General features: G+C 73.8%; 21 protein-coding genes and 1 tRNA gene. 13 read left to right on the top strand and 9 right to left on the bottom strand.

Annotated features, from left to right (window positions below):
• Positions 1-26: 26 nt before the first annotated feature.
• The 7 genes from moaC to ACGFWJ_RS22525 all read left to right on the top strand — a co-directional run bounded on the left by moaC (position 27) and on the right by ACGFWJ_RS22525 (position 5,626).
• Positions 27-464: a cyclic pyranopterin monophosphate synthase MoaC gene (gene moaC, locus ACGFWJ_RS22555; protein WP_392952450.1), complete on the top strand. Its 438-nt coding sequence runs from the start codon at positions 27-29 to the stop codon at positions 462-464.
• A complete protein-coding gene (locus ACGFWJ_RS22550) occupies positions 461-952 on the top strand; it encodes a molybdenum cofactor biosynthesis protein B (RefSeq protein ID WP_392952295.1) in 492 nt (163 codons plus the stop codon). The genes moaC and ACGFWJ_RS22550 overlap by 4 nt, the downstream gene beginning before the upstream one ends.
• Positions 949-1,575 carry a GNAT family N-acetyltransferase gene (locus tag ACGFWJ_RS22545; protein WP_387638878.1) on the top strand — a complete coding sequence of 209 codons (627 nt, stop codon included), beginning with the start codon at positions 949-951 and terminating at the stop codon, positions 1,573-1,575. The genes ACGFWJ_RS22550 and ACGFWJ_RS22545 overlap by 4 nt, the downstream gene beginning before the upstream one ends.
• Positions 1,576-1,738: 163 nt before the next feature.
• On the top strand, positions 1,739-2,806 hold the full coding sequence (gene glpR / locus ACGFWJ_RS22540) for a gephyrin-like molybdotransferase receptor GlpR (protein ID WP_392952292.1): 1,068 nt from the start codon (positions 1,739-1,741) through the stop codon (positions 2,804-2,806).
• Positions 2,807-2,946: 140 nt separating this feature from the next.
• Positions 2,947-3,020 (top strand) — tRNA-Ala (locus ACGFWJ_RS22535).
• A 105-nt stretch (positions 3,021-3,125) separates the two neighbouring features.
• The gene (locus tag ACGFWJ_RS22530) at positions 3,126-3,413 is read left to right on the top strand and encodes a hypothetical protein (protein WP_392952289.1); all 288 of its coding nucleotides are present in this window, start codon (positions 3,126-3,128) and stop codon (positions 3,411-3,413) included.
• Positions 3,414-3,502: 89 nt separating this feature from the next.
• Positions 3,503-5,626, top strand: a complete 2,124-nt coding sequence (locus tag ACGFWJ_RS22525; protein WP_392952286.1) for a tetratricopeptide repeat protein — start codon at positions 3,503-3,505, stop codon at positions 5,624-5,626.
• A gap of 249 nt (positions 5,627-5,875) precedes the next feature.
• Here the strand turns inward: ACGFWJ_RS22525 and ACGFWJ_RS22520 are convergent, their stop codons facing one another.
• From ACGFWJ_RS22520 to ACGFWJ_RS22495, 6 genes are all read right to left on the bottom strand, one after another.
• Positions 5,876-7,561, bottom strand: a complete 1,686-nt coding sequence (locus tag ACGFWJ_RS22520; protein WP_392952283.1) for a hypothetical protein — start codon at positions 7,559-7,561, stop codon at positions 5,876-5,878.
• Positions 7,562-7,859: 298 nt separating this feature from the next.
• Complete coding sequence (locus ACGFWJ_RS22515) at positions 7,860-8,504, bottom strand: response regulator (RefSeq protein WP_392952281.1); 645 nt, start codon at positions 8,502-8,504, stop codon at positions 7,860-7,862.
• On the bottom strand, positions 8,456-9,733 hold the full coding sequence (locus tag ACGFWJ_RS22510; protein ID WP_392952278.1) for a sensor histidine kinase: 1,278 nt from the start codon (positions 9,731-9,733) through the stop codon (positions 8,456-8,458). Before ACGFWJ_RS22510 ends, ACGFWJ_RS22515 begins: the two co-directional genes overlap by 49 nt.
• Positions 9,730-10,503 (bottom strand): CPBP family intramembrane glutamic endopeptidase, encoded by a 774-nt coding sequence (locus ACGFWJ_RS22505; protein WP_392952275.1) that lies wholly within the window; start codon positions 10,501-10,503, stop codon positions 9,730-9,732. Before ACGFWJ_RS22505 ends, ACGFWJ_RS22510 begins: the two co-directional genes overlap by 4 nt.
• Positions 10,504-10,624: 121 nt before the next feature.
• Complete coding sequence (locus tag ACGFWJ_RS22500; protein ID WP_392952273.1) at positions 10,625-10,861, bottom strand: response regulator transcription factor; 237 nt, start codon at positions 10,859-10,861, stop codon at positions 10,625-10,627.
• Between the two features lie 34 nt (positions 10,862-10,895).
• Positions 10,896-11,099 carry a hypothetical protein gene (locus ACGFWJ_RS22495; RefSeq protein ID WP_392952270.1) on the bottom strand — a complete coding sequence of 68 codons (204 nt, stop codon included), beginning with the start codon at positions 11,097-11,099 and terminating at the stop codon, positions 10,896-10,898.
• Positions 11,100-11,413: 314 nt separating this feature from the next.
• Between ACGFWJ_RS22495 and ACGFWJ_RS22490 the strand changes: the two genes are divergently transcribed.
• Both ACGFWJ_RS22490 and ACGFWJ_RS22485 read left to right on the top strand, forming a co-directional pair.
• A complete protein-coding gene (locus ACGFWJ_RS22490) occupies positions 11,414-11,836 on the top strand; it encodes a hypothetical protein (protein ID WP_392952268.1) in 423 nt (140 codons plus the stop codon).
• Positions 11,837-12,000: 164 nt separating this feature from the next.
• On the top strand, positions 12,001-12,495 hold the full coding sequence (locus tag ACGFWJ_RS22485) for a hypothetical protein (protein WP_392952266.1): 495 nt from the start codon (positions 12,001-12,003) through the stop codon (positions 12,493-12,495).
• 11 nt (positions 12,496-12,506) lie between these two features.
• Here the strand turns inward: ACGFWJ_RS22485 and ACGFWJ_RS22480 are convergent, their stop codons facing one another.
• Positions 12,507-12,827: a hypothetical protein gene (locus ACGFWJ_RS22480; protein WP_392952265.1), complete on the bottom strand. Its 321-nt coding sequence runs from the start codon at positions 12,825-12,827 to the stop codon at positions 12,507-12,509.
• Between the two features lie 205 nt (positions 12,828-13,032).
• Here ACGFWJ_RS22480 and ACGFWJ_RS22475 point away from each other — a divergent pair, with 205 nt between their 5' ends.
• Positions 13,033-15,225, top strand: a complete 2,193-nt coding sequence (locus ACGFWJ_RS22475; protein WP_392952263.1) for a germacradienol/geosmin synthase — start codon at positions 13,033-13,035, stop codon at positions 15,223-15,225.
• A 181-nt stretch (positions 15,226-15,406) separates the two neighbouring features.
• Here the strand turns inward: ACGFWJ_RS22475 and ACGFWJ_RS22470 are convergent, their stop codons facing one another.
• Both ACGFWJ_RS22470 and ACGFWJ_RS22465 read right to left on the bottom strand, forming a co-directional pair.
• Positions 15,407-16,273 (bottom strand): peptidase, encoded by an 867-nt coding sequence (locus ACGFWJ_RS22470; protein WP_392952260.1) that lies wholly within the window; start codon positions 16,271-16,273, stop codon positions 15,407-15,409.
• Between the two features lie 2 nt (positions 16,274-16,275).
• Complete coding sequence (locus tag ACGFWJ_RS22465) at positions 16,276-17,598, bottom strand: VWA domain-containing protein (RefSeq protein ID WP_392952258.1); 1,323 nt, start codon at positions 17,596-17,598, stop codon at positions 16,276-16,278.
• A 95-nt stretch (positions 17,599-17,693) separates the two neighbouring features.
• Between ACGFWJ_RS22465 and ACGFWJ_RS22460 the strand changes: the two genes are divergently transcribed.
• From ACGFWJ_RS22460 to ACGFWJ_RS22450, 3 genes are all read left to right on the top strand, one after another.
• Complete coding sequence (locus ACGFWJ_RS22460; RefSeq protein WP_392952255.1) at positions 17,694-18,527, top strand: ATP-binding cassette domain-containing protein; 834 nt, start codon at positions 17,694-17,696, stop codon at positions 18,525-18,527.
• Positions 18,524-19,174 carry an ABC transporter gene (locus ACGFWJ_RS22455; RefSeq protein WP_387638163.1) on the top strand — a complete coding sequence of 217 codons (651 nt, stop codon included), beginning with the start codon at positions 18,524-18,526 and terminating at the stop codon, positions 19,172-19,174. The genes ACGFWJ_RS22460 and ACGFWJ_RS22455 overlap by 4 nt, the downstream gene beginning before the upstream one ends.
• Before the next feature lie 102 nt (positions 19,175-19,276).
• Positions 19,277-19,780 (top strand): DUF1269 domain-containing protein, encoded by a 504-nt coding sequence (locus ACGFWJ_RS22450; RefSeq protein ID WP_387638161.1) that lies wholly within the window; start codon positions 19,277-19,279, stop codon positions 19,778-19,780.
• The last annotated feature ends 57 nt before the right edge of the window (positions 19,781-19,837 follow it).

Raw genomic sequence — 19,837 nt, 5'->3', positions numbered from 1 at the left:
ACGTCGACCACACCGGCGCCGCCCGGATGGTCGACGTCTCCGAGAAGGCCACCACCACCCGGGTCGCGGTGGCGGCCGGCCGCGTCCGGGTCGCCCCCCGGGTGGTCGAGCTGCTGCGCGGCGAGGGCGTCCCCAAGGGCGACGCGCTCGCCGTCGCCCGGATCGCCGGCATCATGGGCGCCAAGCGGACGCCCGACCTGATCCCGCTCTGCCACCCGATCGCGCTCACCGGCACCACCGTCGACCTGACGGTCACCGACACCGCCGTGGAGATCACCGCCACCGTCCGCACCGCCGACCGCACCGGCGTCGAGATGGAGGCGCTCACCGCCGTCGCCACCGCCGCGCTCACCGTCATCGACATGGTCAAGGCCGTCGACAAGACCGCCGCCATCGAGGACGTCCGGGTGCTCAGCAAGACCGGCGGCAAGAGCGGCGACTGGGTGCGGGAGGACGCCCGATGAGGGCGCTCGCCGTCACCGTCTCCAACCGGGCCGCGGCCGGCGTGTACCAGGACAAGGGCGGCCCCCTGCTGGTCGCCGGACTGCGGGAGATGGGCTTCGCGGTCGACGGCCCGACGGTCGTCCCCGACGGCGACCCCGTCGAGGCCGTGCTCCGCGAGGCCGTCGCCGCCGGGTACGACGTGGTGCTCACCACCGGCGGCACCGGCATTTCCCCGCAGGACCTCACGCCCGAGATGACCGCCCGGGTGATCGACCGCCCGATCCCCGGCATCCCCGAGGTGATCCGCGCGTACGGCCGCGAGCAGGTGCCCACCTCGGCGCTCTCCCGCGGCCTGGCCGGCCTCGCCGGACGCACCCTGATCGTCAACCTGCCCGGCTCCACCGGCGGCGTCCGCGACGGCCTCGCGGTGCTCGCCCCGCTGCTGCCGCACGCCGTCGACCAGTTGGCCGGCGGCGACCACCCGCGCCCCGCGGGCGGTGCGCACTGAACGCGGGCTGGCCGGTCGAACTGGCCGAGGGCGACATCGTGCTGCGGCCCATCCGCCGCCGCGACCAGGCCGAGTGGCAGGAGGTCAGCCGGCGCAACCGGGAGTGGCTGCGCCGCTGGGAGGCCACCGTCCCGCCCGCCCCGCCCGGCCGCGTCCCGCTGCCCCGGCCGACCTTCCGGCAGATGGTCCGCTACCTGCGCGCGGAGGCCGCCGCCGGCCGGATGCTGCCCTTCGTGGTGGTCTACCGGGGCCGCCTGGTCGGCCAGTTGACCGTCGGCGGGATCACCTGGGGCTCGATGTGCTCCGCCAACGTCGGCTACTGGGTGGACGAGGCGGTGGCCGGCCGAGGCATCACGCCCACCGCCGTCGCGCTCGCCGTCGACCACTGCTTCCGCGACCTGGGCCTGCACCGCATCGAGGTGTGCATCCGCCCCGAGAACCGGCCCAGCCGTCGGGTGGTGGAGAAACTCGGCTTCCGCGCCGAGGGAATGCGCCCCCGCTATCTGCACATCGACGGCGACTGGCGCGACCACCTGGTCTACGCGCTCACCGCCGACGAGGCCGCCGACGGCCTGCTGCGGCGCTGGCACTCCCTCAGGAGCGGTCCTCCGCAGGAGAATTGAATATCTGTTCGAATAGTAGATATCGATATGGCATCGGCGGGGCGCCGGAGCCGGGGCGAGCCGCCACAAATGGCGGCAAAATAGTCTGAGAATCAGCTTGATCGGACGACACGCCGTCCCAAATTGCTGCAGCGCCTTACCCCGCGCCCGTACCGTGTGAAACGTGAGCAGCAGTGGCCTTATCTACGCGGTCATCGTAGGGGCCTGGGCCGCCTATCTGGTGCCGATGTGGCTCCGCAGGCAGGACGAGCTCAACGAGTCGCGTCCGACGGAACGGTTCAGTACCGCGATCCGCCTGCTGGCCGGGCGATCGGCCATGGAGCGGCGCGCGGCCCGAGCCCTCGGCGAACAGACCGCAGACCAGCAGCACCCCGCCGGGGAGCCGGACGGGGTCCTCGCCGACCCCGCGGACGTCCCCACCCGGCCCGCCGGATGGGACGGCGCCGAGGCGGCCCCGGCCTCCGGGCCCGGGTCCGAGCCCAAGGCGCTGGCCGAGCCGGTCGCGACTGCCGAGGAGGCCGCGCCCGCCGCTGCCGTCCAGCCGGTCGCTCCCGCCCCGTCCGCGCCGCCCGCCTCGGCGGTTCCGTCGGCCTCCCCGGCCGGGAAGGGCGCTCGTGGCGAGCAGGACGAGCGGCGCTCCGCAGAGCGGCGGGCCCGGCTGCTGGCCCGGCGGCGGCGGATGGTCTCGATGCTCTTCCTCGCCTTCGCGCTCGGCGCGGTGGTCGCCGCGGTGGCCGGTGTCGCGTTCCTCTGGGTGCCGGCCGTGCCCGGCATCCTGCTCACCCTCTACATCGGGCACCTGCGCCGCCTCGAGCGGCAGCGCTACGAGGTCAAGTTCGACCGGGTCCGGGCCGCGCAGGCCGCCGAGCGGCTGCGGGAACGCGAGCGGGCCCGGACGGCCGACACCGCGACCGCGCCGCACGGCATCGACGTCCCGACCGAACCCGCCGCCCGGGCCAGCGCCCTCGCCGACGCGACCGAGCACGAGGAGTGGGTCGACGGAGTCCGCGCCCGCGCCGCGGCCGGACCCGACTCCTGGGAGCCCGTCCCCGTCCCGCTGCCCACCTACGTCACCGCGCCGGTGGCCCCCCGGGTCAACCGCGGCCTCGACCTCGCCGCCCCGAACACCTGGGACTCCGGCCGTCCCGCCGCCACCCCGCTGTTCGACCAGTACGGCGAGCCCGGCCACCAGGCGGCCCCCGAGTACCGCCCCCGCGCCGCCAACGAGTAGCCCGCACCTCCGAGCGCCCCGCCCATCGATCCAGGTGGCCGGGGCGTTCGTGTTTTTCCGGGCTTCGAACGTCCAGTCACGGCCGCCCGGCGACCATGGTCATGAGTACCCCTCCAGGGGTGATAGAGTTTCTTCTTGTTGGGGCTGTGGCGCAGTCCGGTAGCGCACCTCGTTCGCATCGAGGGGGTCAGGGGTTCGAATCCCCTCAGCTCCACCCAACAGAAGTCCCGCCCGGGTCACCCGGGCGGGACTTCTGCGTTGTGCCGGCGCCGGACGAGAAGCGGAAGGTCTACCCGCTGGACGCCGACGGGCTGCTCCCGTGGCAGGACGGTCACCGGCTGCGGCGGACGAAGCCCGCGCCCGGGCACACCTGGCAGCACGGGTCTACGGCGGGCTGTTCCCGCTCGCGGAGGTGCGGCACACCTTGGTGGAGGTGTTCGGCCGCGACCCGGAAAGCCACGACGGGCGGCTGGACAGCGAGGGCGCGCTGTTCGCGCTCACCGTGGACGACCCCGGGTCGGTGCTGGCCGATTCCACCGTCATCTCGACCGCGGCTGGGCGGTCGGCCGGACCGCTGCCGGGGCCGGGGGCCGGGAAGGCGTGCTGACGGAGGGTGGTGTGCAGGCTACCGTTGGGCGCGTCGGGTGGAGTGGGCGGAGGTCGTCGTCTTCGCGCACGGTACTGAGGGGTGGGGGCATGATCGATCCGCTGTCGGTCTCGGCGGTCGCGGGGGTGCTGGGCACGATCGGCTCGGCGATGGCCGGGGAAGCCGGGAAGTGGGCCTGGGAGTCGATCGGGAACCTGGCCCAGCGGGTGACCGGCCGTCAGCTCGCGGCGCCCTCCGGGGCCGAGGAGCGGGAGGAACTCGCCCGGTTGCTGGTCGAGGGGGCGCGGCGCGATCCGGCCCACGCCCGGGCGCTGGCCGCGTGGTTGACGGGCCTGGCCGACGGGGAGTCCGAGCAGGCCGACGCGGTGCCGCGGCTGCTGCCCGTCTCCACCCGGTACTTCACCGACCGCAAGGGGCCGCTTGCCGCGCTCGACAAGGAAGCCGGACGGAAGGCGGACGGTCGGCCCCGGCAGGTGCTGCTGCACGGCCCGGACGGCATCGGCACCAGCGCGGTGGCGATCCACTGGGGCGGCCGGGAGGCCCACCGGTTCCCCGACGGACAGCTGTACGCCGACCTGCGCGCCGGCGGACCGCAGGGCGCGGCCGACCCGGCGACCGTGCTGCGGCGCTTCCTGCAGAAGCTCGGCGTCCCCGCCGACCAGCTGCCCGCCACCGTCGAGGACCGGGCCGAACGGTTCGGACAACTGCTCGCCGGGCGGCGGCTGTTGGTCGTCCTCGACCACGCGCACTCGGCCGCCCAGGTGCGGCCGCTGCTCACCGCCGCCCCCGGCGTCGTCACCGTCATCACCGCGCGCCGCCCGCTGGCCGGGCTGGACGCGCTGAACCTCCCCGTCGGACCGCTCGCCGACAAGGACGCCCGCCGGCTGCTCACCGACCTGGCCGGCAAACACACCGTCAGCGCCGCCAAGGCCGCCCTGCCCGGGGTGCTGGACCGTTGCGCCGGCTCACCGTTCGCGCTGCGCGCCGCCGCCACCGTGCTGGGCGAGACCGCGCCGCGGGCGCTCGCCGGGCAGGTCTTCGCCGACCCCGTGGAGGCCGCGACCGCCGACCGGTACGCCCGCCTCGCGCCGAACAGCGCCTCGGTGTACCGCAGTTGCGCGCTGCGCCGATGGCCCGCGATCGGGCCGGCCGCCGCCGCGGCCGCCACCGGACTGACCGAGGCGGAGGCCGCCGAGGCGCTGGACGAACTCGCCGCCGCCGGACTGCTGGAGACCGCCCTCGACGGCCGCCACCGCTACCGCCCGGCCGTCCGCCGGCACGCCGAGGCAGCAGCCATTCGGGAGGACGGGCTCGCGGCCTGCGCAACTGCCGTGCGGCGCACCGTCGATCACTACCTGCGGCTCGCCGTCCGCGCCGACTACGCGGCGCTCCCGCAGCGCTGGCACCTCGGCCCGCTGTACGCGGAGCTCGGACCGGACGGCTACCTCGGCGAGGCCGAGGCGCTGGCGGCGCTCGGGACGGAACTGCCCAACCTGGTGGAAGCCGTGGGCGCCGCCGAGGAGTTCGCCGCCCCCGACCTGGTCTGCCAGCTGGTCGAGGCGCTGTGGGCGGTCCAGTTGAAGGCCGGCCGGCACGACGAACTGCTGCCCGCGCTGCGGGCCGGTGCGCGGGCCGCATCCGCCGTCCGGCCTCCGGTCGCGGCCCGGATGCACGTCCAACTCGCGCTGGCGCTCACCGAGTTGCAGGAGTACGGCGAGGCCGAGCAGCAGCTGGTGCTGGCCGCCGAGGTGGAGGAGTCGGACGGTCACCTGCGCGGGCAGGCCACCGCCGTGGAGACGCTCGGCCTGCTGCGGCTGCGCCAGTGGCGCTGGGCCGAGGCGCTGGAGTGCTTCGACCGGGCCGTCGGACTGCTCGACGGCATCGGGGACGGTGACAGCGGGCAGGCCGACCTGCCCCGGGCCCGCGCCCTGCTCGCCCGGCACCGCGGCCGGGCGCTGCGCGGACTGGGCCGGTTCGAGGAGGCCCGGGCGTCGATCGAGCAGGCGGTGGCGTTCTTCCGCGGCACCGGCGAGGCCTACAACACCGCCCGCGCGCTCACCGACCTGGTCCAGACGCTCATCGACCAGGGGCACGGGGCGCAGGCGCTGCCGCTGCTGGACGAGGCCGGGGTGCTGCTGGAGCGCGGCGGCGCGGTGTTCCACCTGGTGCCGCTCGCGGTGCTGCGGTCGCTGTGCGGCGACGCGGGCGAGTGACCGAGTCGGGCGTCAACGGGGGCGAGTGACCGAGCCGCACATCAGCGGGGCTGAGCGACCGTCACCCGGTGGATCGCGGCGCCGGTGCGGACGGTCGGGGTGCCGGTGGTCGGGCCGAGAGTGAGCCTCCGGCGGTGGGGGGCTTCGTTGGACGTGCGTGGCGGAGCGGTTTGTCGAGTGGTTGTCCTCCGCTGAGCGGCTCCGCGGTGGTCCACCTGGCGCAGCTCGCGGTGCTGCGGCTGCTGTGCGTCAGCGGGGTTGAGCGACCGTCACCCGGTGGATCGTGGTGGCGGTGCGGACGGTCAGGGTGCCGGTGGCCGGGCCGAGGGCGAGCAGGGCGGAGGCGGCGGTGGCCGGGTCGAGGCCGTCGAGGGAGGTCAACTCCAGGTTCGCGCCAGAGCGGTGGCGGGCCGTGCAGGTGGTCGGGCCGGTGATCTGGACGGCCAGGGTGCAGGAGGCGTGGCGGGACAGGGTGTGATCGGCCCAGGCGAGTGGCGGGTCGAGCCGGGGGTCGTCGAGGGTGCCGTGGCGGACGATGACGTCGGCGAGGGCCAGGGTGCCCGGGTCCAGGGTGTCCTCGTGGGCGACCAGGTGGGCCGTGCCGTGGCCCTCCGGCTCGTGGCGGGGAGCGGCGAACCGGCGTATCTCGACCGTGCCGTCCTTGCCGGCGTGGGCCAGCACCCGGACGGGTGCCGTCACCAGGGGCGGCTGGTGGACGGGCAGGGGCAGCAGGTCGAGCAGTGCGGGGGCGGGCGGTTCGGGGAGGTCGAGGAGGCGGTGGAACAGCGCGCGCAGCAGACCGGCGGACTCGCCCGGGCGGGAGCTGGTCAGCTCGGCCGGTCCGGCCGGTGCCGTGCCGCGGGCGAGCAGCTCCACCAACTGCGGGGCCAGCGCGGCGTGCAGGTCGAGCTTCGGGGCCTCGCGGACGAACGCGGCGACCTGGGAGCCGTCGTCGAGGACGGACGCGCCGGCCGCCGCCAGCACCACCGGGGTGCCGAGGGCCGCCGCGTAGTAGCTGACCGAGCCGAAGTCGCCGATCACGGCGTCCGCGGCGATCAGGGCCTGCCGCCAGTCCGCGACCGGGTCGACCAGCGTCACGCCCGCCCGGCGGGCCCCGTCGAGCCAGAGCCGGACCTGGCCGGGGCCGTGGCCGTGCCACACGTTGGGGTGCAGGACGACGGCGACCCGGTACTCGTCCAGCGGCAGCTCCGGCAGGCGGGAGAGCAGCAGCGGCAGGACGTCCTCCGCGCCGCCGTCGCCGAACAGCGAGGTGGGGTTCCAGGTCGAGTTGAGGACGATCAGGCGCTGCCCGGGGCGGACGCCGAACGCCCGGCGGAACGCGTCGCGGCGGGGGCGGGCCGCGAGGATGCGGTCGAAGCACGGGTCACCGCCGAGCACCGCCGTGCCGGCCGCCTCCGGGCAGGCCGCCGCGAGCCGGTCGAGCTGGTCGGGGTGGGACAGCACCAGTGCATCGGCGACCGGGACCCCGTCGTGGAGCAGCCACTCGCGCGAAAGCCCGAACACCGGCGCTCCGGTGTCCGGTGTCCGGTGTCCGGTGTCCGGTGTTGCCAGCTTCTTATTGTAGCCAACGCCGTGCGAGAGGACGATCAACCGGCTTTTGAGCTCGTGCAGTTGACCGCCGAAGCTGGCCGAGATCGCCAGCTCGGGGGCGAGCTCGAGGGCCTGCTCCCAGGGGACGACGGGGACGCCCAGGGAGTGGAGGAGTTCGGGCAGTCCGGAGCGGAACGGGGAGCTGCCGGGGCAGGTGGCGAGCAGTTGGACGCGCAGGTCGTCGCGGAACAGGCCGACCACGTCGAGCAGCCGGGTCGCCGAGGTGACGTTGTGTGCCACCAGCAGGACCCGCCGGCACTCGCCCCGGGTGGTCCACCGTGCGGAGTCGTCGCCGACCGGCACCCTGATCCACTCGTCCCGCAAACCGTTCCTCCGTGATCGTTCCACCACCGCCCCGGCAGCTTAGCGATCACGGGCGGGCGGCGGACCGGCTTCCGGGGACAGGCTCTGGCGACGCAGCAGCAGGCCGAGTCGCGGGGCGAGCAGCGGCCGCAGCAGGCGGGCCACCGGGGGAGTGGACAGCAGCAGGGCGAGTGCGGCGGCCCCTTGCCGATGGCGGGCGGCAGAGGCGGCGCGGGGGAGGGTTCGGCGAGCAAAGAGGCACTCCAGGTTCGGCGGTTTCCTCAGGACCCTACGAGCCCGACCGCGCGGCGCCAGGGCGTCAGCGCTTCAGATAGGCGAGGACGGCGAGCACCCGGCGGTTGGCGTCGGGGGTGTTGTCGATCCGGAGCTTGCCGAAGATCGCGGCGGTGTGTTTGGCCACCGCGCTCTCGCCGATGTGCAGTTCGGCCATCACCGCGGCGTTGGAGCGGCCCTCGGCCATCAGGCGCAGTACGTCGAGTTCGCGGGGCGACAGGTCGGCGGTGGTGCCGCGGGCGGTGGAGCGGGCCATCAGGCGGGCGATCACCTGCGGGTCCATCACGGTGCCGCCGGAGGCGACGGTGCGGACGGCGTCGACGAACTGCGCGGTGTGGGTGACCCGGTCCTTGAGCAGGTAGCCGACCGCGCCCTCCCCGTCGGCGAGCAGTTCCTGTGCGTACAGCTGCTCCACGTACTGGGACAGCACCAGCACCGGCAGGGCGGGCCGTTCGCGGCGGACGGTCAGCGCGGCCTGCAGGCCCTCGTCGGTGTGGGTGGGCGGCAGGCGGATGTCGACGACGGCCACGTCGGGGCGCAACTCGCGCAGGGCGCGCAGCAGTTCGGGGCCGTTGTCGACGGCGGCGACGACGTCGAAACCGTGTTCGGCGAGGGTGCGGCTCAGGCCGTCACGGAGGAGGAAGAGGTCTTCGGCGAGGACGACGCGCACGGGAGCTCCAGGGTCGCGGTGGTCGGTCCGCCCGGCGGGCTGACCAGGGCGAGGGTGCCGTCGAAGGCGGCCAGTCGGCGGCGCACCCCGGCCAGGCCGCTGCCGCGGGCCGGGTCGGCGCCGCCCCGGCCGTCGTCGGTGACGGTGGCGCGCAGCAGGCCGTCCACGCAGCGCAGTCGTATCCGCACGGTGCGGCCGCCGGAGTGCTTGCCGGCGTTGGCGAGCAGTTCGGCGACCGCGAAGTAGGCGGCGCCCTCGACGGCGGCGGGCAGCCGGCCGGGCAGGTCGGCGTCCACCTCGACGTCCAGGAAGGCGTCCAGGGCGAGCGAGCGGACGGCGTCGGGCAGGCCGCGGTCGGCGAGTACCGGCGGGAGGATGCCGTGGACCAGGTCGCGCAGCTCCTGCAGGGCCCGCTCGGAGCTGGCCCGGACTTCGCCGAGCAGCCGGCGGGCGGCGGCCGGGTCGCTGTCGACCAGCCGGTCGGCCTGGTCGAGGGTCAGGCCGAGGGCGACCAGCCGGGCCTGCGCGCCGTCGTGCAGGTCGCGTTCGATCCGGCGCAGTTCGGCGGCCTGGGTGTCGAGGGCGTCGGCCCGGCTGTCCGTCAGCTGGCCGATCCGGCGCTCCAGCCGGGTCGCGTACGGGTCGCCCAGCAGCTTGCCGGTCCACTCGCCGTAGCGGACCAGCACCGGGACGGTCAGCCACAGGCCCCCCGCGACGAAGGCCAGGCCGAGCGCGGCGGCGGCGAGCGCGGTGCCGGTGGACTCCACCGGGACGAAGGCGTACCAGTTGTCCGGGCCGAGGTACTGCCAGATGAACGGCTGCACCAGCGCGCCGAACAGACCGAAGCCGACCAGCGTCGGCGGGACGGCGACCAGCAGGCCGGTGCTCCACGGGCCGAAGCAGGACCAGGCGAGGTCGCGCCAGAAGGCGTGCGAGCCGAGCACCGCCACCGCCCGGCCGGTGACGGTCGGGGCGGTGGGCAGCGGTTCGGGATCGTCGAGCACGGTGCCCGTCCAGCGGGCGGTGCGGTCGCGTTCGCGGTCGCTGCCGCGGCGCAGCAGGCCGGCCGCGGACGGCAGGAGCAGCAGACCCAGGCCGACCGGCAGCAGTGTCAGCGCGCCGAGCGCCGCGAGCCCCCGCAGTGACGTCACCAGGGCGTCCAGCGAGAGTCGTTGGCAGCGGGCCAGGGCGACCAGTGGTCCCCGGAAGCGCATCTGTCGGTCCGTCATGTCGTCGCGAGCCTATCCGCACGGGCCGGGCGGCGGTCGGCCAGGACCCAGGGCAGCGCGACCAGCACGCTCGCCGCGCCGAACAGCAGCATCGGCTCCACCGCGCCGGACTCCTCGTCCAGGAACAGCAGCATGCCCAGGTTCACCAGGGTGTGGAAGCCGCCGGCGAGCAGCAGCCGGTGGGCGCCGATCCGCTCCCAGGCCAGGCCCAGCAGCACCGACATGGCGACCGTCGCCGCCAGGAACCCGGCCGCGTACGCCGGGGCCTGCGCGAACACCTGCACGTGCCAGGCGCCCCAGAGCAGACCGACCGCGGCGGACGAACCGAGCGGGCCGAAACGGGTGCGCAGCAGCGGCTGCAGCAGGCAGCGCCAGCCGATCTCCTCGCCGCAGGCGCCCACGAACTGGGCGACCACCACCACGCCGAACGGGGCGGCCAGCGAACCCGGGTCGCGCACCGGGACGCCGCCGTGCAGCAGCAGGGCGCCGGCCACCGCCAGCGCGGTGATCGCCACGGCGCTGAGCAGCAGTGCCCCGCGCGGGCCGCGCGCCCCGCCGGCCGTCAGCAGGCCCCATACCTGCGACGGCCGCATCAGGGCGACCGCGGCCACGCCCAACGCCGGGCCGAACTGGGTCAGTTGGAGGACTTCGTCGGGCAGTCCGGTGAGCGGCTGGACCGCGCCCAGCAGGCCGGCGGCCGGAAAGGCCACCGCGAGGAAGAGCGCGGCGGGGCCGAACCAGCCGGTCCGGGTGGCCCGGGTGTTCCGCATGGGAGTTCGCCTCTCGATCGGGATCGTCGTGTCACCCATGACGATCCCGGGCGGCGCTTCTCGTGCCATTGCAGCCACCTGCCCGGCCGGGGTGCACCTAGCTGCACCCCCTCGCCTCTTCCTAGGCGGCTGCCGGCGTGGGCAGCCGGGAGGCCAGCAGCGCGAGCTGGACCTGCGAGCTGACACCGGACTTGGCGCGGATCCGGCGCAGATAGGTGTCCACGGTGTGCGGGCTGAGCCCCAGCCGGCGGGCGATCGTCGCATAGCTGGCGCCCTCGCCGACCAGGTGCAGGACCTGGAGCTCGCGGCGGCTGAACCCGACGGCGGCAGCGGGGTGCTGGACGGTGGAGGTGTGCATGGAGAACTCCCGGAGGTCGAGGTGGCAGCGGGGGTCAGTTCCAGGGCTGGCAGAGGGGGGTCTCGCAGGCGCCGCCCCACGAGGTGTCGCCGCCCATCGGGGTGTCCGGCAGGTCGACCGTCACCTGCTGCTGCAGCGTGGTGGAGCCGGTCGGGGCGGCGGTGTCGGCGGAGGCCGGGGAAACGGCGGCGAACAGGGCCGCGGCGGTGACGGCGGCGAGGGCGAGGGCGCGCTTCATGGGGGCCTCCGAGGGCGGTTGTGGGGTGGGGAGCGGGCCGGTCGGGCGGTGCTGCCCGGTGCTGTTCGGCCTGCATCCAGCATGTCCGCCGGGCCACCGCCGGACCACCGGGTGGCCACCTCATCAACTGCGCTGGCAGCAAAGTGACCAGGGGGCGAAACGGGTCAAATCGGTTGAAAGGCCATGTCCTGCCGGAATGGTTGTACGGGGTCGGGTGTCACGCGATCTCGTGACTGTCCATCAGGTTTGAGAGCGGCCCAGGATGGTTCGGCGGTGCCCGAGACGGCTCGGCGCCCGCTCCGGAGGGGGCAGTCGTGCAGTGGTACGAAGGGGAGGACCGGCGGTCTCCCGAACCTGACGGCCAGGTCGTCGAGTTGGCGGCCTTCCTGCGGGGCGGCACCGCCCGCTCCGGGCCGGCGCTGATGTGGAGTGAGCAGGAACCGGCCCCGGACTGCTCCGCCGATGCGCTGGCCGCCGCCCTGGAACGGGAGTTGGCCCGCCCCGTCCTGGCCGTCCCCGACCGCCTTGCCGGACCGTGGCAGCACGGCCATGCCGCCGTGCTGCTGGTGCAACGGCGCGGCGCTGCGGCGGTCCAGCTGAGCCCGCCCCCCGGCTCCGCCGCCGGCCGCAGCACGCTGCGCCTGCGCGCCGCCCAGTGCCTGCTGGTGCCTGCCGACTGGAGCTACCGACTCGACCCCGGCAGCCCCGTCCGGCCGCTCGTGCTCGCGCTGCCCTGACGCCCCGGCAGTCCCGTCCGGCCGCTCGTGCTCGCGCTGCCCTGACGCCCCGTCGGCCTCTTCGGCGGCGGAAGATACCCTGCGCTTGGTGTACGAAGATCGAACTGCAGTTCGGGGCGTGCACGGCTCGGCCCGGACGACGTGAGGACCCTGGAGGCATTCGGATGAGCAACTGGCACCCACCGGCCCCGCCCGGCCTCCGTACCGGCCCGCTGCCGCAGCGCTCTGCGTTCGGGCTGCGGCTCCAGTTCGGGCTGCAGTGGTTCTGGCTGCCGATCCGGGTCCTCTGGGACTTCCTGGACGGCTCGGTGGCGCTCGACGGCACGGCCGAGCCCGGTGCGTCCAAGTTCGTTCTCACGCCGAGCCGTTACCGCCTGGAGCGGCACGGCACCCGCGAGGAGTGGGAGGCGTGGGCCGCGCGGGCGCTCGACCGGGGCATCGAACAGGAGCTGGCCAGGGTGCGGTCGCGGCTGGAGCACAACAAGAAGTACCGCTACAAGTACAAGGGCAAGGACTTGATGCCCAGGACGAGCATCCGGCGGCGTTACTACCGGGGCATCGGCCTCGGCGGGCTGGCCGCCCTGGCCGCAAGCCGCGGCTGGCAGGTCGACTGGAGCAGCGACCTGGCGGAGGCCCAGATCTTCCGGCCACAGACCTGACGGGCGGTGCGTCAGTCGTCCTCGAACGGTTCCTCGCTGAAGCGGAACCACGCCTGCGGCGGATCGATGTGCAGCAGGAACTCGGCGACCGGGCCGTCCGGGGCGTGCAGGGTGCAGTTCTTCGTCAGCGCGGTGTAGAACGGGTCCCACGCCTCCCACTCCTCGGCCTCGACCAGCCGAAGGCTCTCGGCGAACCCTGGCTCGGCGGCCGGCCAGCCCGGGCCGGGCAGGAAATCGCCGGACAGCCACGGGAAGTCGGCTTCGGTGATGCGGATCTCGGCGACCAACTCCTCGCCGCGCACCAGGCGCCAGGTCTCGTCGGTGAACGCCATGCGAGGCTCCAAGGGGCGGGGGAGGCTGGCGGTGACAGTCTGGCGGAGGGGTCGGACACTACCCAATGTCACGCGATCGTCCCCGAGTTCACTCGTACGAGTGGATTGTGGCGTCGGGGCGGCGGAGCCGGGTAGCGGTGACCGAGGGTCGGAGGGCTCGTTAGGCATCGCGCCGATCTCTGTCGTCGAAAAGGGGCGGGACCCAGTGGCTCAGCCGTTCGAACTGCCGGACTTCTACGTGCCGTACCCGGCGCGCATCAACCCGCACTACGAGAAGGCGCGGGTGCACACCAAGGAGTGGGCACGCGACTTCGGCATGCTGGAGGGATCGGGCATCTGGGAGGAGCACGATCTCGACTCGCACGACTACGCGCTGCTCTGTTCCTACACCCACCCCGACTGCGACAGCGAGGCACTCGACCTCGTCACCGACTGGTACACCTGGGTCTTCTTCTTCGACGACCACTTCCTGGAGATCTTCAAGCGCACCCTCGACCGGGAGGGCGGCAAGGCCTACCTGGACCGGCTGCCCGCCTTCATGCCGATGGACCTCGCCGACGGCTTCCCCGATGCCACCAACCCGGTCGAGGCAGGCCTGGCGGACCTCTGGCAGCGCACCGTCCCGCACATGTCGGCCGACTGGCGGGCCCGGTTCGCCGAGTCCACCCGGAACCTGCTGAACGAGTCCCTCTGGGAGCTCTCCAACATCAACGAGGGCCGGGTCTCCAACCCCGTCGAGTACATCGAGATGCGCCGCAAGGTCGGCGGTGCCCCCTGGTCGGCCGGTCTGATCGAGTACGCCGCACACGCCGAGGTGCCCGAGGCGGTCGCGTACTCCCGTCCGCTGCGGGTCCTGCGCGACGCCTTCTCCGACGGCGTGCACCTGCGCAACGACCTGTTCTCGTACGAGCGCGAGATCCAGGAGGAGGGCGAACTCTCCAACGGCGTCCTGGTGCTGGAGACCTTCCTCGGCTGCTCCACCCAGCAGGCCGCGGACGCGGTCAACGACCTGCTGACGTCCCGCCTCCAGCAGTTCGAGAACACCGCGCTCACCGAACTCCCCGGCCTGTTCGCCGAACACGCGCTGAACCCGGAGGAGATCGCCCGCGTCCTGGCCTACGTCAAGGGCATGCAGGACTGGCAGTCCGGCGGCCACGAATGGCACATGCGCTCCAGCCGCTACATGAACGGCGGCGGCGCGGCAGCCCCCGTCCTCGGCCCCAAGGGCCTCGGTACCTCCGCCGCCAACATCCGCCTCGCGGCGGGCATCCGCGGCCTGCGCAGCTTCGCCCACACCCCGCACCGCAGGGTCGGGCCCTCGCGGATGCCCGACTTCCCGATGCCGTACGCCGTCTCGCTCAACCCGCACCTGGACGCCTCCCGCGAGAACGTCATCGACTGGGCCCGCGAGTTCGGCCTGCTCGACCCGGAGCCCGGCGTCCCCGCCTCCGACATCTGGAACGAACAGAAGCTCCGCGACTACGACTTCCCGCTGTGCGCCGCCGGCATCGACCCCGACGGCACCGCCGCCGAACTCGACCTCAGCTCCGCCTGGCTCACCTGGGGCACCTACGCCGACGACTACTACCCCCCGGTCTTCGGCCGCCCCCGCGACCTGGCCGGCGCGAAGGCCACCAACGAGCGGCTCTACGCCCTGATGACGCTCGACGGCAGCCTCCCCTTCGAGCCCCGCAACGCTCTGGAAGCCGGCCTCGCCGACCTCTGGCAGCGCACCAGCGCGCCCTTCTCCACCTCGGCCCGGGCCAAGTTCCGCAAGGCCGTCGGCGACATGATCGACAGCTGGCTGTGGGAGCTCGCCAACGGCGCGCAGAACCGCATCCCCGACCCCGTCGACTACATCGAGATGCGGCGCGCCACCTTCGGCTCCGACCTGACGATGAGCCTGTCCCGGCTCGGGCGCGGCGAGACCATTCCCGAGGCGGTGTACGAGAGCGGCACCATGCGGGCGATCGAGAACTCGGCGGCGGACTACGCCTGCCTGGTCAACGACCTGCACTCGTACCAGAAGGAGATCGAGTACGAGGGCGAGTTCCACAACCTGGTCCGGGTGGTGGAGAACTTCTTCTCCTGCGACTACCCCGTCGCGGTGGACATCGTCGCGGACCTGATGGGCTCGCGGCTGAACCAGTTCCAGCACGTGGTGCAGGGTGAACTGCCTTTGCTGAAGCAGGACTTCGGTCTGGATGGCGAGGCGTCGGAGGCGATCGACGGGTACGTCCACGAGCTGGAGGACTGGATGGCCGCCGTGCTGCACTGGCACCAGCAGTGCCGGCGGTACACGGAGGACGTCCTCGAGCGGCACTTCGCACCCAGCACGGCTGTCACGCCGGAGCTGGGGATGTCGGCGGTGCGGATTCTCGCAACGCTCGGGAAGTAAGGGGCGCTGGGGGTACCCCCAGGCGAAGCCGAGGGGGCGGAACTGCGCGACAAGCGCAGGCCCGTCCGCAAGGTCGCGAGCAGTGTTCAAGTCATTGCCTGCATCGCGATCTTGCGGACGTGGTGCCTTCCGCTTCGCGCAGTTCCCCGCGCCCCTGTATTCGCGCTCGCCTGCGTTCTTCCTACTCCACCGGGTGGTGATGGTGGTGCGGCCGGTGCCCTCGCGGGTGGCGGGTGAGGGTGTAGCCGAGGACGCCGGCGAGGGCGGCGAGGATGCCGCCGGTGGCGGTCCACCACCAGCGGGTGTTCCAGCCGGAGAAGAGGTCCGAGTACCAGTGGGTCTCTTCCGCGGTGGGGGCCGCCGCGTACGCGGCACTCGCGCTGGGGGCGGGCGTCGCCGCGGGGCCGCTCGCGGTGGAGCCGGCGTTGACCGGCGGGACGAGCGGGGCCTTGAGCGAGCCGCCTTCGGGCTGGGCGTCGTTCAGGCCGCCGGTGGTGGCGACGTGCACGTGGACCTGGGAGGCGAGGCCGAGGTCCTGCTGCGGGATGTCGCTGGTGGAGAGCCGGATGTAGTAGGTGCCGGGCAGCGGGTCGCCGGACCAGGGCTCGGCCCAGGAGCGGATCTGCCGCAGGGTGCAGCTCAGGGCGATGGTGGTGGCGCTCTGTTCGGCGGTGCCGTTCTGCGGTCCGGCGGTGCAGGCCTGGCGGCGGCGCAGGCCGTCGAAGAGTTCGACGGTCCAGGTCTGTGCGCCGTGCCGGTCGGCGGCGTCCGGGAGGGTGACCTTGACCTGGACGGTGGCGGTCTGGCCCTCGGAGGCCGGGAACGCCCAGTACAGGTAGTCGCCGGTGGAGACCGGGACGTCCGCGTCCTGGCCGGCGGCCAGCGTGGTGGCGGTCAGGAAGCTGGTGCCGACCGAGTTGAGCACCGGCTTGGCGCTGCCGCTCGCGGACGGCGAGGGCGAGGGCGAAGCGGCGGTCGCGGCGGGGGCCAGCAGGAGCAGGCCGGTGAGCGCGGCGGCCGGGGCCGCGAGGGTGAAGAGCTTGCGCATGGTCAGTTCTCCCGCCAGACGGCGATCCGCCAGCGTGCCAGCCAGCCGAAGATCAGACCGGCGAGCAGGCCGGCCAGGGTGAGCACGCCGAGCAGGATCCAGCCGCGGCCGAGGCCCATCGCGGCGCCGTCGGGCGCGGGGGAGGCGGCGGAGACGTCGACGGTCAGTTCCAGCGGCAGGCCGGGGTCGGCGGCCTGGGCGGCGGCCTGGCCGGCGAAGGAGTTGCTGACGATCAGGCAGACGGTGCGGTCGGTTTTCGACGCGCTGCCGGAGCTCGGCGACGGGGAGGCGGAGGTGTCGGGCGCGGACCAGCGGACGCCGGTGGACGCCACGTCGGTGCGGCCGGAGCCGGCGTCGCTGCCGCGGACCAGTTCCTGGCCGCTGCTGTCGGTGGCCTGCAGCAGGACCCCGTAGTCGCGGGCGACGGCCCGGTCGGGGGTGACGCTGACCGAGGCGCGCAGTTCCTGGCCGGCCTTCACCGGCACCCGGTACACCCGGTGCTCGGAGAACTTCTCCCGGTCGCTGTACACGCCGGGCGCCAGGATCGGCGCGTTGGTGCACTGTTCGGCGCCGGTCACCTTGGCGGGGGTGACGGTGTGGGTGTCCTGGGCGCGGGTGACGATCTGCTTGACGCGGGTGGTCAGCTGTTCCTGGGTGCGGACGTCGGTGAAGGTGCCGCCGGTCGCGTTGGCGATGCACAGCAGCTGCTGGCGGGTCTTGTCGTCGTGCGCCAGGCCGAGGGTGTCGACCACCAGGTGGATGCCCTGGCTGGCGAGTTCGCGGGCCACGTCGCACGGGTCGGGCGGGGCGCAGGTGTCCTCGCCGTCGGTGATCAGCACGATCCGGCGGGTGGTCGGGCCGGTGCCGAGGTCCTGGGCGGCGGCGCGCAGCGCCACGCCGATCGGGGTCCAGCCGGTCGGGCGGACGGTGGCGACGGCGGTCTTGGCCTCGACCTTGTTGGTCTTGCCGACGGGGAAGAGCTGCTTGGTGTCCTTGCAGCCTTCCTTCTGGTCGGCGCCGGGGTAGGTCGCGCCGAGGGTGCGCAGGCCGAACTCGGTCTCGTCGGGCAGGGCGTCGATGACCTCGTTGATGGACTGCTGGGCGACCGCGATCCGGCTCTTGCCCTGGATGTCGGCGGTCCGCATCGACCCCGACCCGTCCAGGATGAGGTCGACCTTGGGCGCTTCGGTCGCGGCGGCGGGCGGGGCCCCGGGCTCGTCGGCGTACGCGGGGAAGCCGACCAGCACCGTGGCGCCGACTATCGTCAGCGCCCCGAGCAGGGCGGCTCCGCGGGCCGTCCGTCGTTTCTTGGTAAGGGTGATCACCGCCGCATCCTATGAACCGTCAGTTCCAATCGCCCAATGCGCGTGGTGAGCGCGACGTACCCTGAACTGGTCGGCACAGCAGGCGGGGAGAGCGCATGACGGTGCGTCTGGAAGGCGTCGGAAAACGCTACGGACGCGGCGGTCCGTGGGTGCTGCGGGAGGTCGGGCTGACACTCCGCCCGGGCTCCCTGGTGCGGATCGAGGGTGCCAACGGCAGCGGAAAGTCGACGCTGCTGAAGCTGCTCGCCGGGATCGAGCGCGCCGGGCGGGGGACGGTCGAGGTGCCCGCGAGCCGGGCGTACGTCCCGGAGCGGTTCCCGCCCGCGCTGCCGTTCGACGCCCGCGACTACCTGTGCCACCTGGGCCGGATCCGCGGCCTGTCCGCCGGGGAGGCGCGGCGGCGGGCCGACCACTGGCTGGAGCGGTTCGGCATCACCGGGTACGCGGGCACCCCGATCGGCCGGCTCTCCAAGGGGACGTGCCAGAAGGTCGCGGTGGCCCAGGCGATGCTCGCCGAGGCCGAGTTGCTGCTGCTGGACGAGGCGTGGACCGGGCTCGACCAGAACGCCCGCGGCGAACTCGACAGCGCGGTCGCCGAACGGGCCGCGGCCGGCGGCCTGGTGGTTTTCGTCGACCACGACCCGACCCGGCTGGCGGGCCTGACCACCGAGGGGCACCGGGTCGACGGCGGCACCCTGCACCCGATCCCGCTGCCGCGCGTCGACGAGGACGGGCCGCGCACCGCGGTCGTGGTCGAGGCCGAGGCGCTGCCCGAGTGGCTGCCGGGCCGGCCCGAACGCAAACCGCTGGCCGACGGCGCCACCCGGCTGGACGTGCCGGCCGCGCACTCCGACGCGCTGCTGCGCCGGCTGCTGGCCGCCGATCCGCCGGTGCACATCCGTTCCGTCCGAGGGGAGCAGACGTCGTGACGGTGCGCATGCTGACGCGCTACCACCTGGAGCTGCTGGTGCGCTCGCAGCGCTGGCTGCCGCCCGGACTGGTGTACCTGCTGCTGATGGGCCTGGGGGTGTCGGGCGGCGACGAGGCACTGTCGGCGGCGGCGTTCTCGGCCGGTCTGCTGGTGCCGGTGACGGGCTGGCTGGTCCGGTCGGCGGTGACGGCGGAGCCCGCGCAGTCCCGGGCCTGCCTGGTGGCGGCCGCGGGCTGGCGGCGGGTGCACCTGTCGGCGCTGCTGGCGGCGGCGCTGGCCGGGCTGGCGCTGGGCGCGGCGGGCCTGGCGGCGGTGCTGCTGGTGGGCAGCGGCAGCTCCGGGCCGGCGGTGGCGGCCGGTCTGCTGGCCACCGTGGTGTGCGTGCTGACGGGCACGGCGGTGGGCGCGGTGTGCAACCGTCCGGTGGTGGCGGCCACGCAGTACGCGGTGCCGCTGGGGCTGGGCGCGATGGTGCTGGTGCTGCTGGTACCGGGCTCGCCCGCCAACGTCGTGGTGCGGGCGCTGGTGCTCGGTTCGCGGCAGCACACGCTGTCGGTGCCGTGGTGGACGTTTCCGGGCGCGGTGGCGCTGGCGGCGGCCGCCGGGTGGGCGGCGGTGGCGGTGGCGGAGCGCCGGGGCGAGTGAGCGCGGGGGAACCGGACACACCGCAGTAGATGGGATTAAATACCGCGAACCATGGCTAGGGTGCTGGTGACGTGCCCGATGCCCTGCCGGAAGGACCCTGCTGTGAGCAACCTGTTCGCGATCGCCTACCCCGATGTCGCCACCGCGCAGAAGGTCCGGGACGAGCTGATCGGTCTTCAGAAGCAGCGGCTGATCGACCTGGAGGACATCGTGGTGGTCGAGCGCCGCGCGGACGGGAAGATCAAGCTCCACCAGGCGGTCTCCAACACCGGCCTGGGCGCGGCCTCCGGCGCCCTGTGGGGCGGCGTGATCGGCCTGCTGTTCCTGATGCCGGTGATCGGCGCGGCGATCGGAGGCGCGACCGGCGCCGCCGTCGGAGCCTCCACCGACACCGGCGTGGACGACAACTTCATGCGGCAGGTCGGGCAGAAGCTGGCCCCGGGCAGCGCCGCGGTGTTCGCCCTGGTGCGCACCGCCACCCAGGACAAGGTGATCCCGGCGGTCGCGCAGTTCGGCGGCGAGCTGATCCAGACCTCGCTGAGCCACGACGAGGAGGAGCACCTGCGGGAGATCGCCCGCGCGGCGAACCCCACGTCCACGCTCTGACGCTGCTTCAAGGTCGCACCGGCGGGGTCGCTCGGACCCCGCCGTTCCTGCCCCTCC

Origin of the sequence: Kitasatospora sp. NPDC048407 (assembly GCF_043200475.1) — a bacterium.
Lineage (GTDB): Bacteria > Actinomycetota > Actinomycetes > Streptomycetales > Streptomycetaceae > Kitasatospora.
The sequence above is the reverse complement of the archived record's forward strand: the minus strand, read 5'-3'. Positions and strand labels throughout refer to the sequence as shown.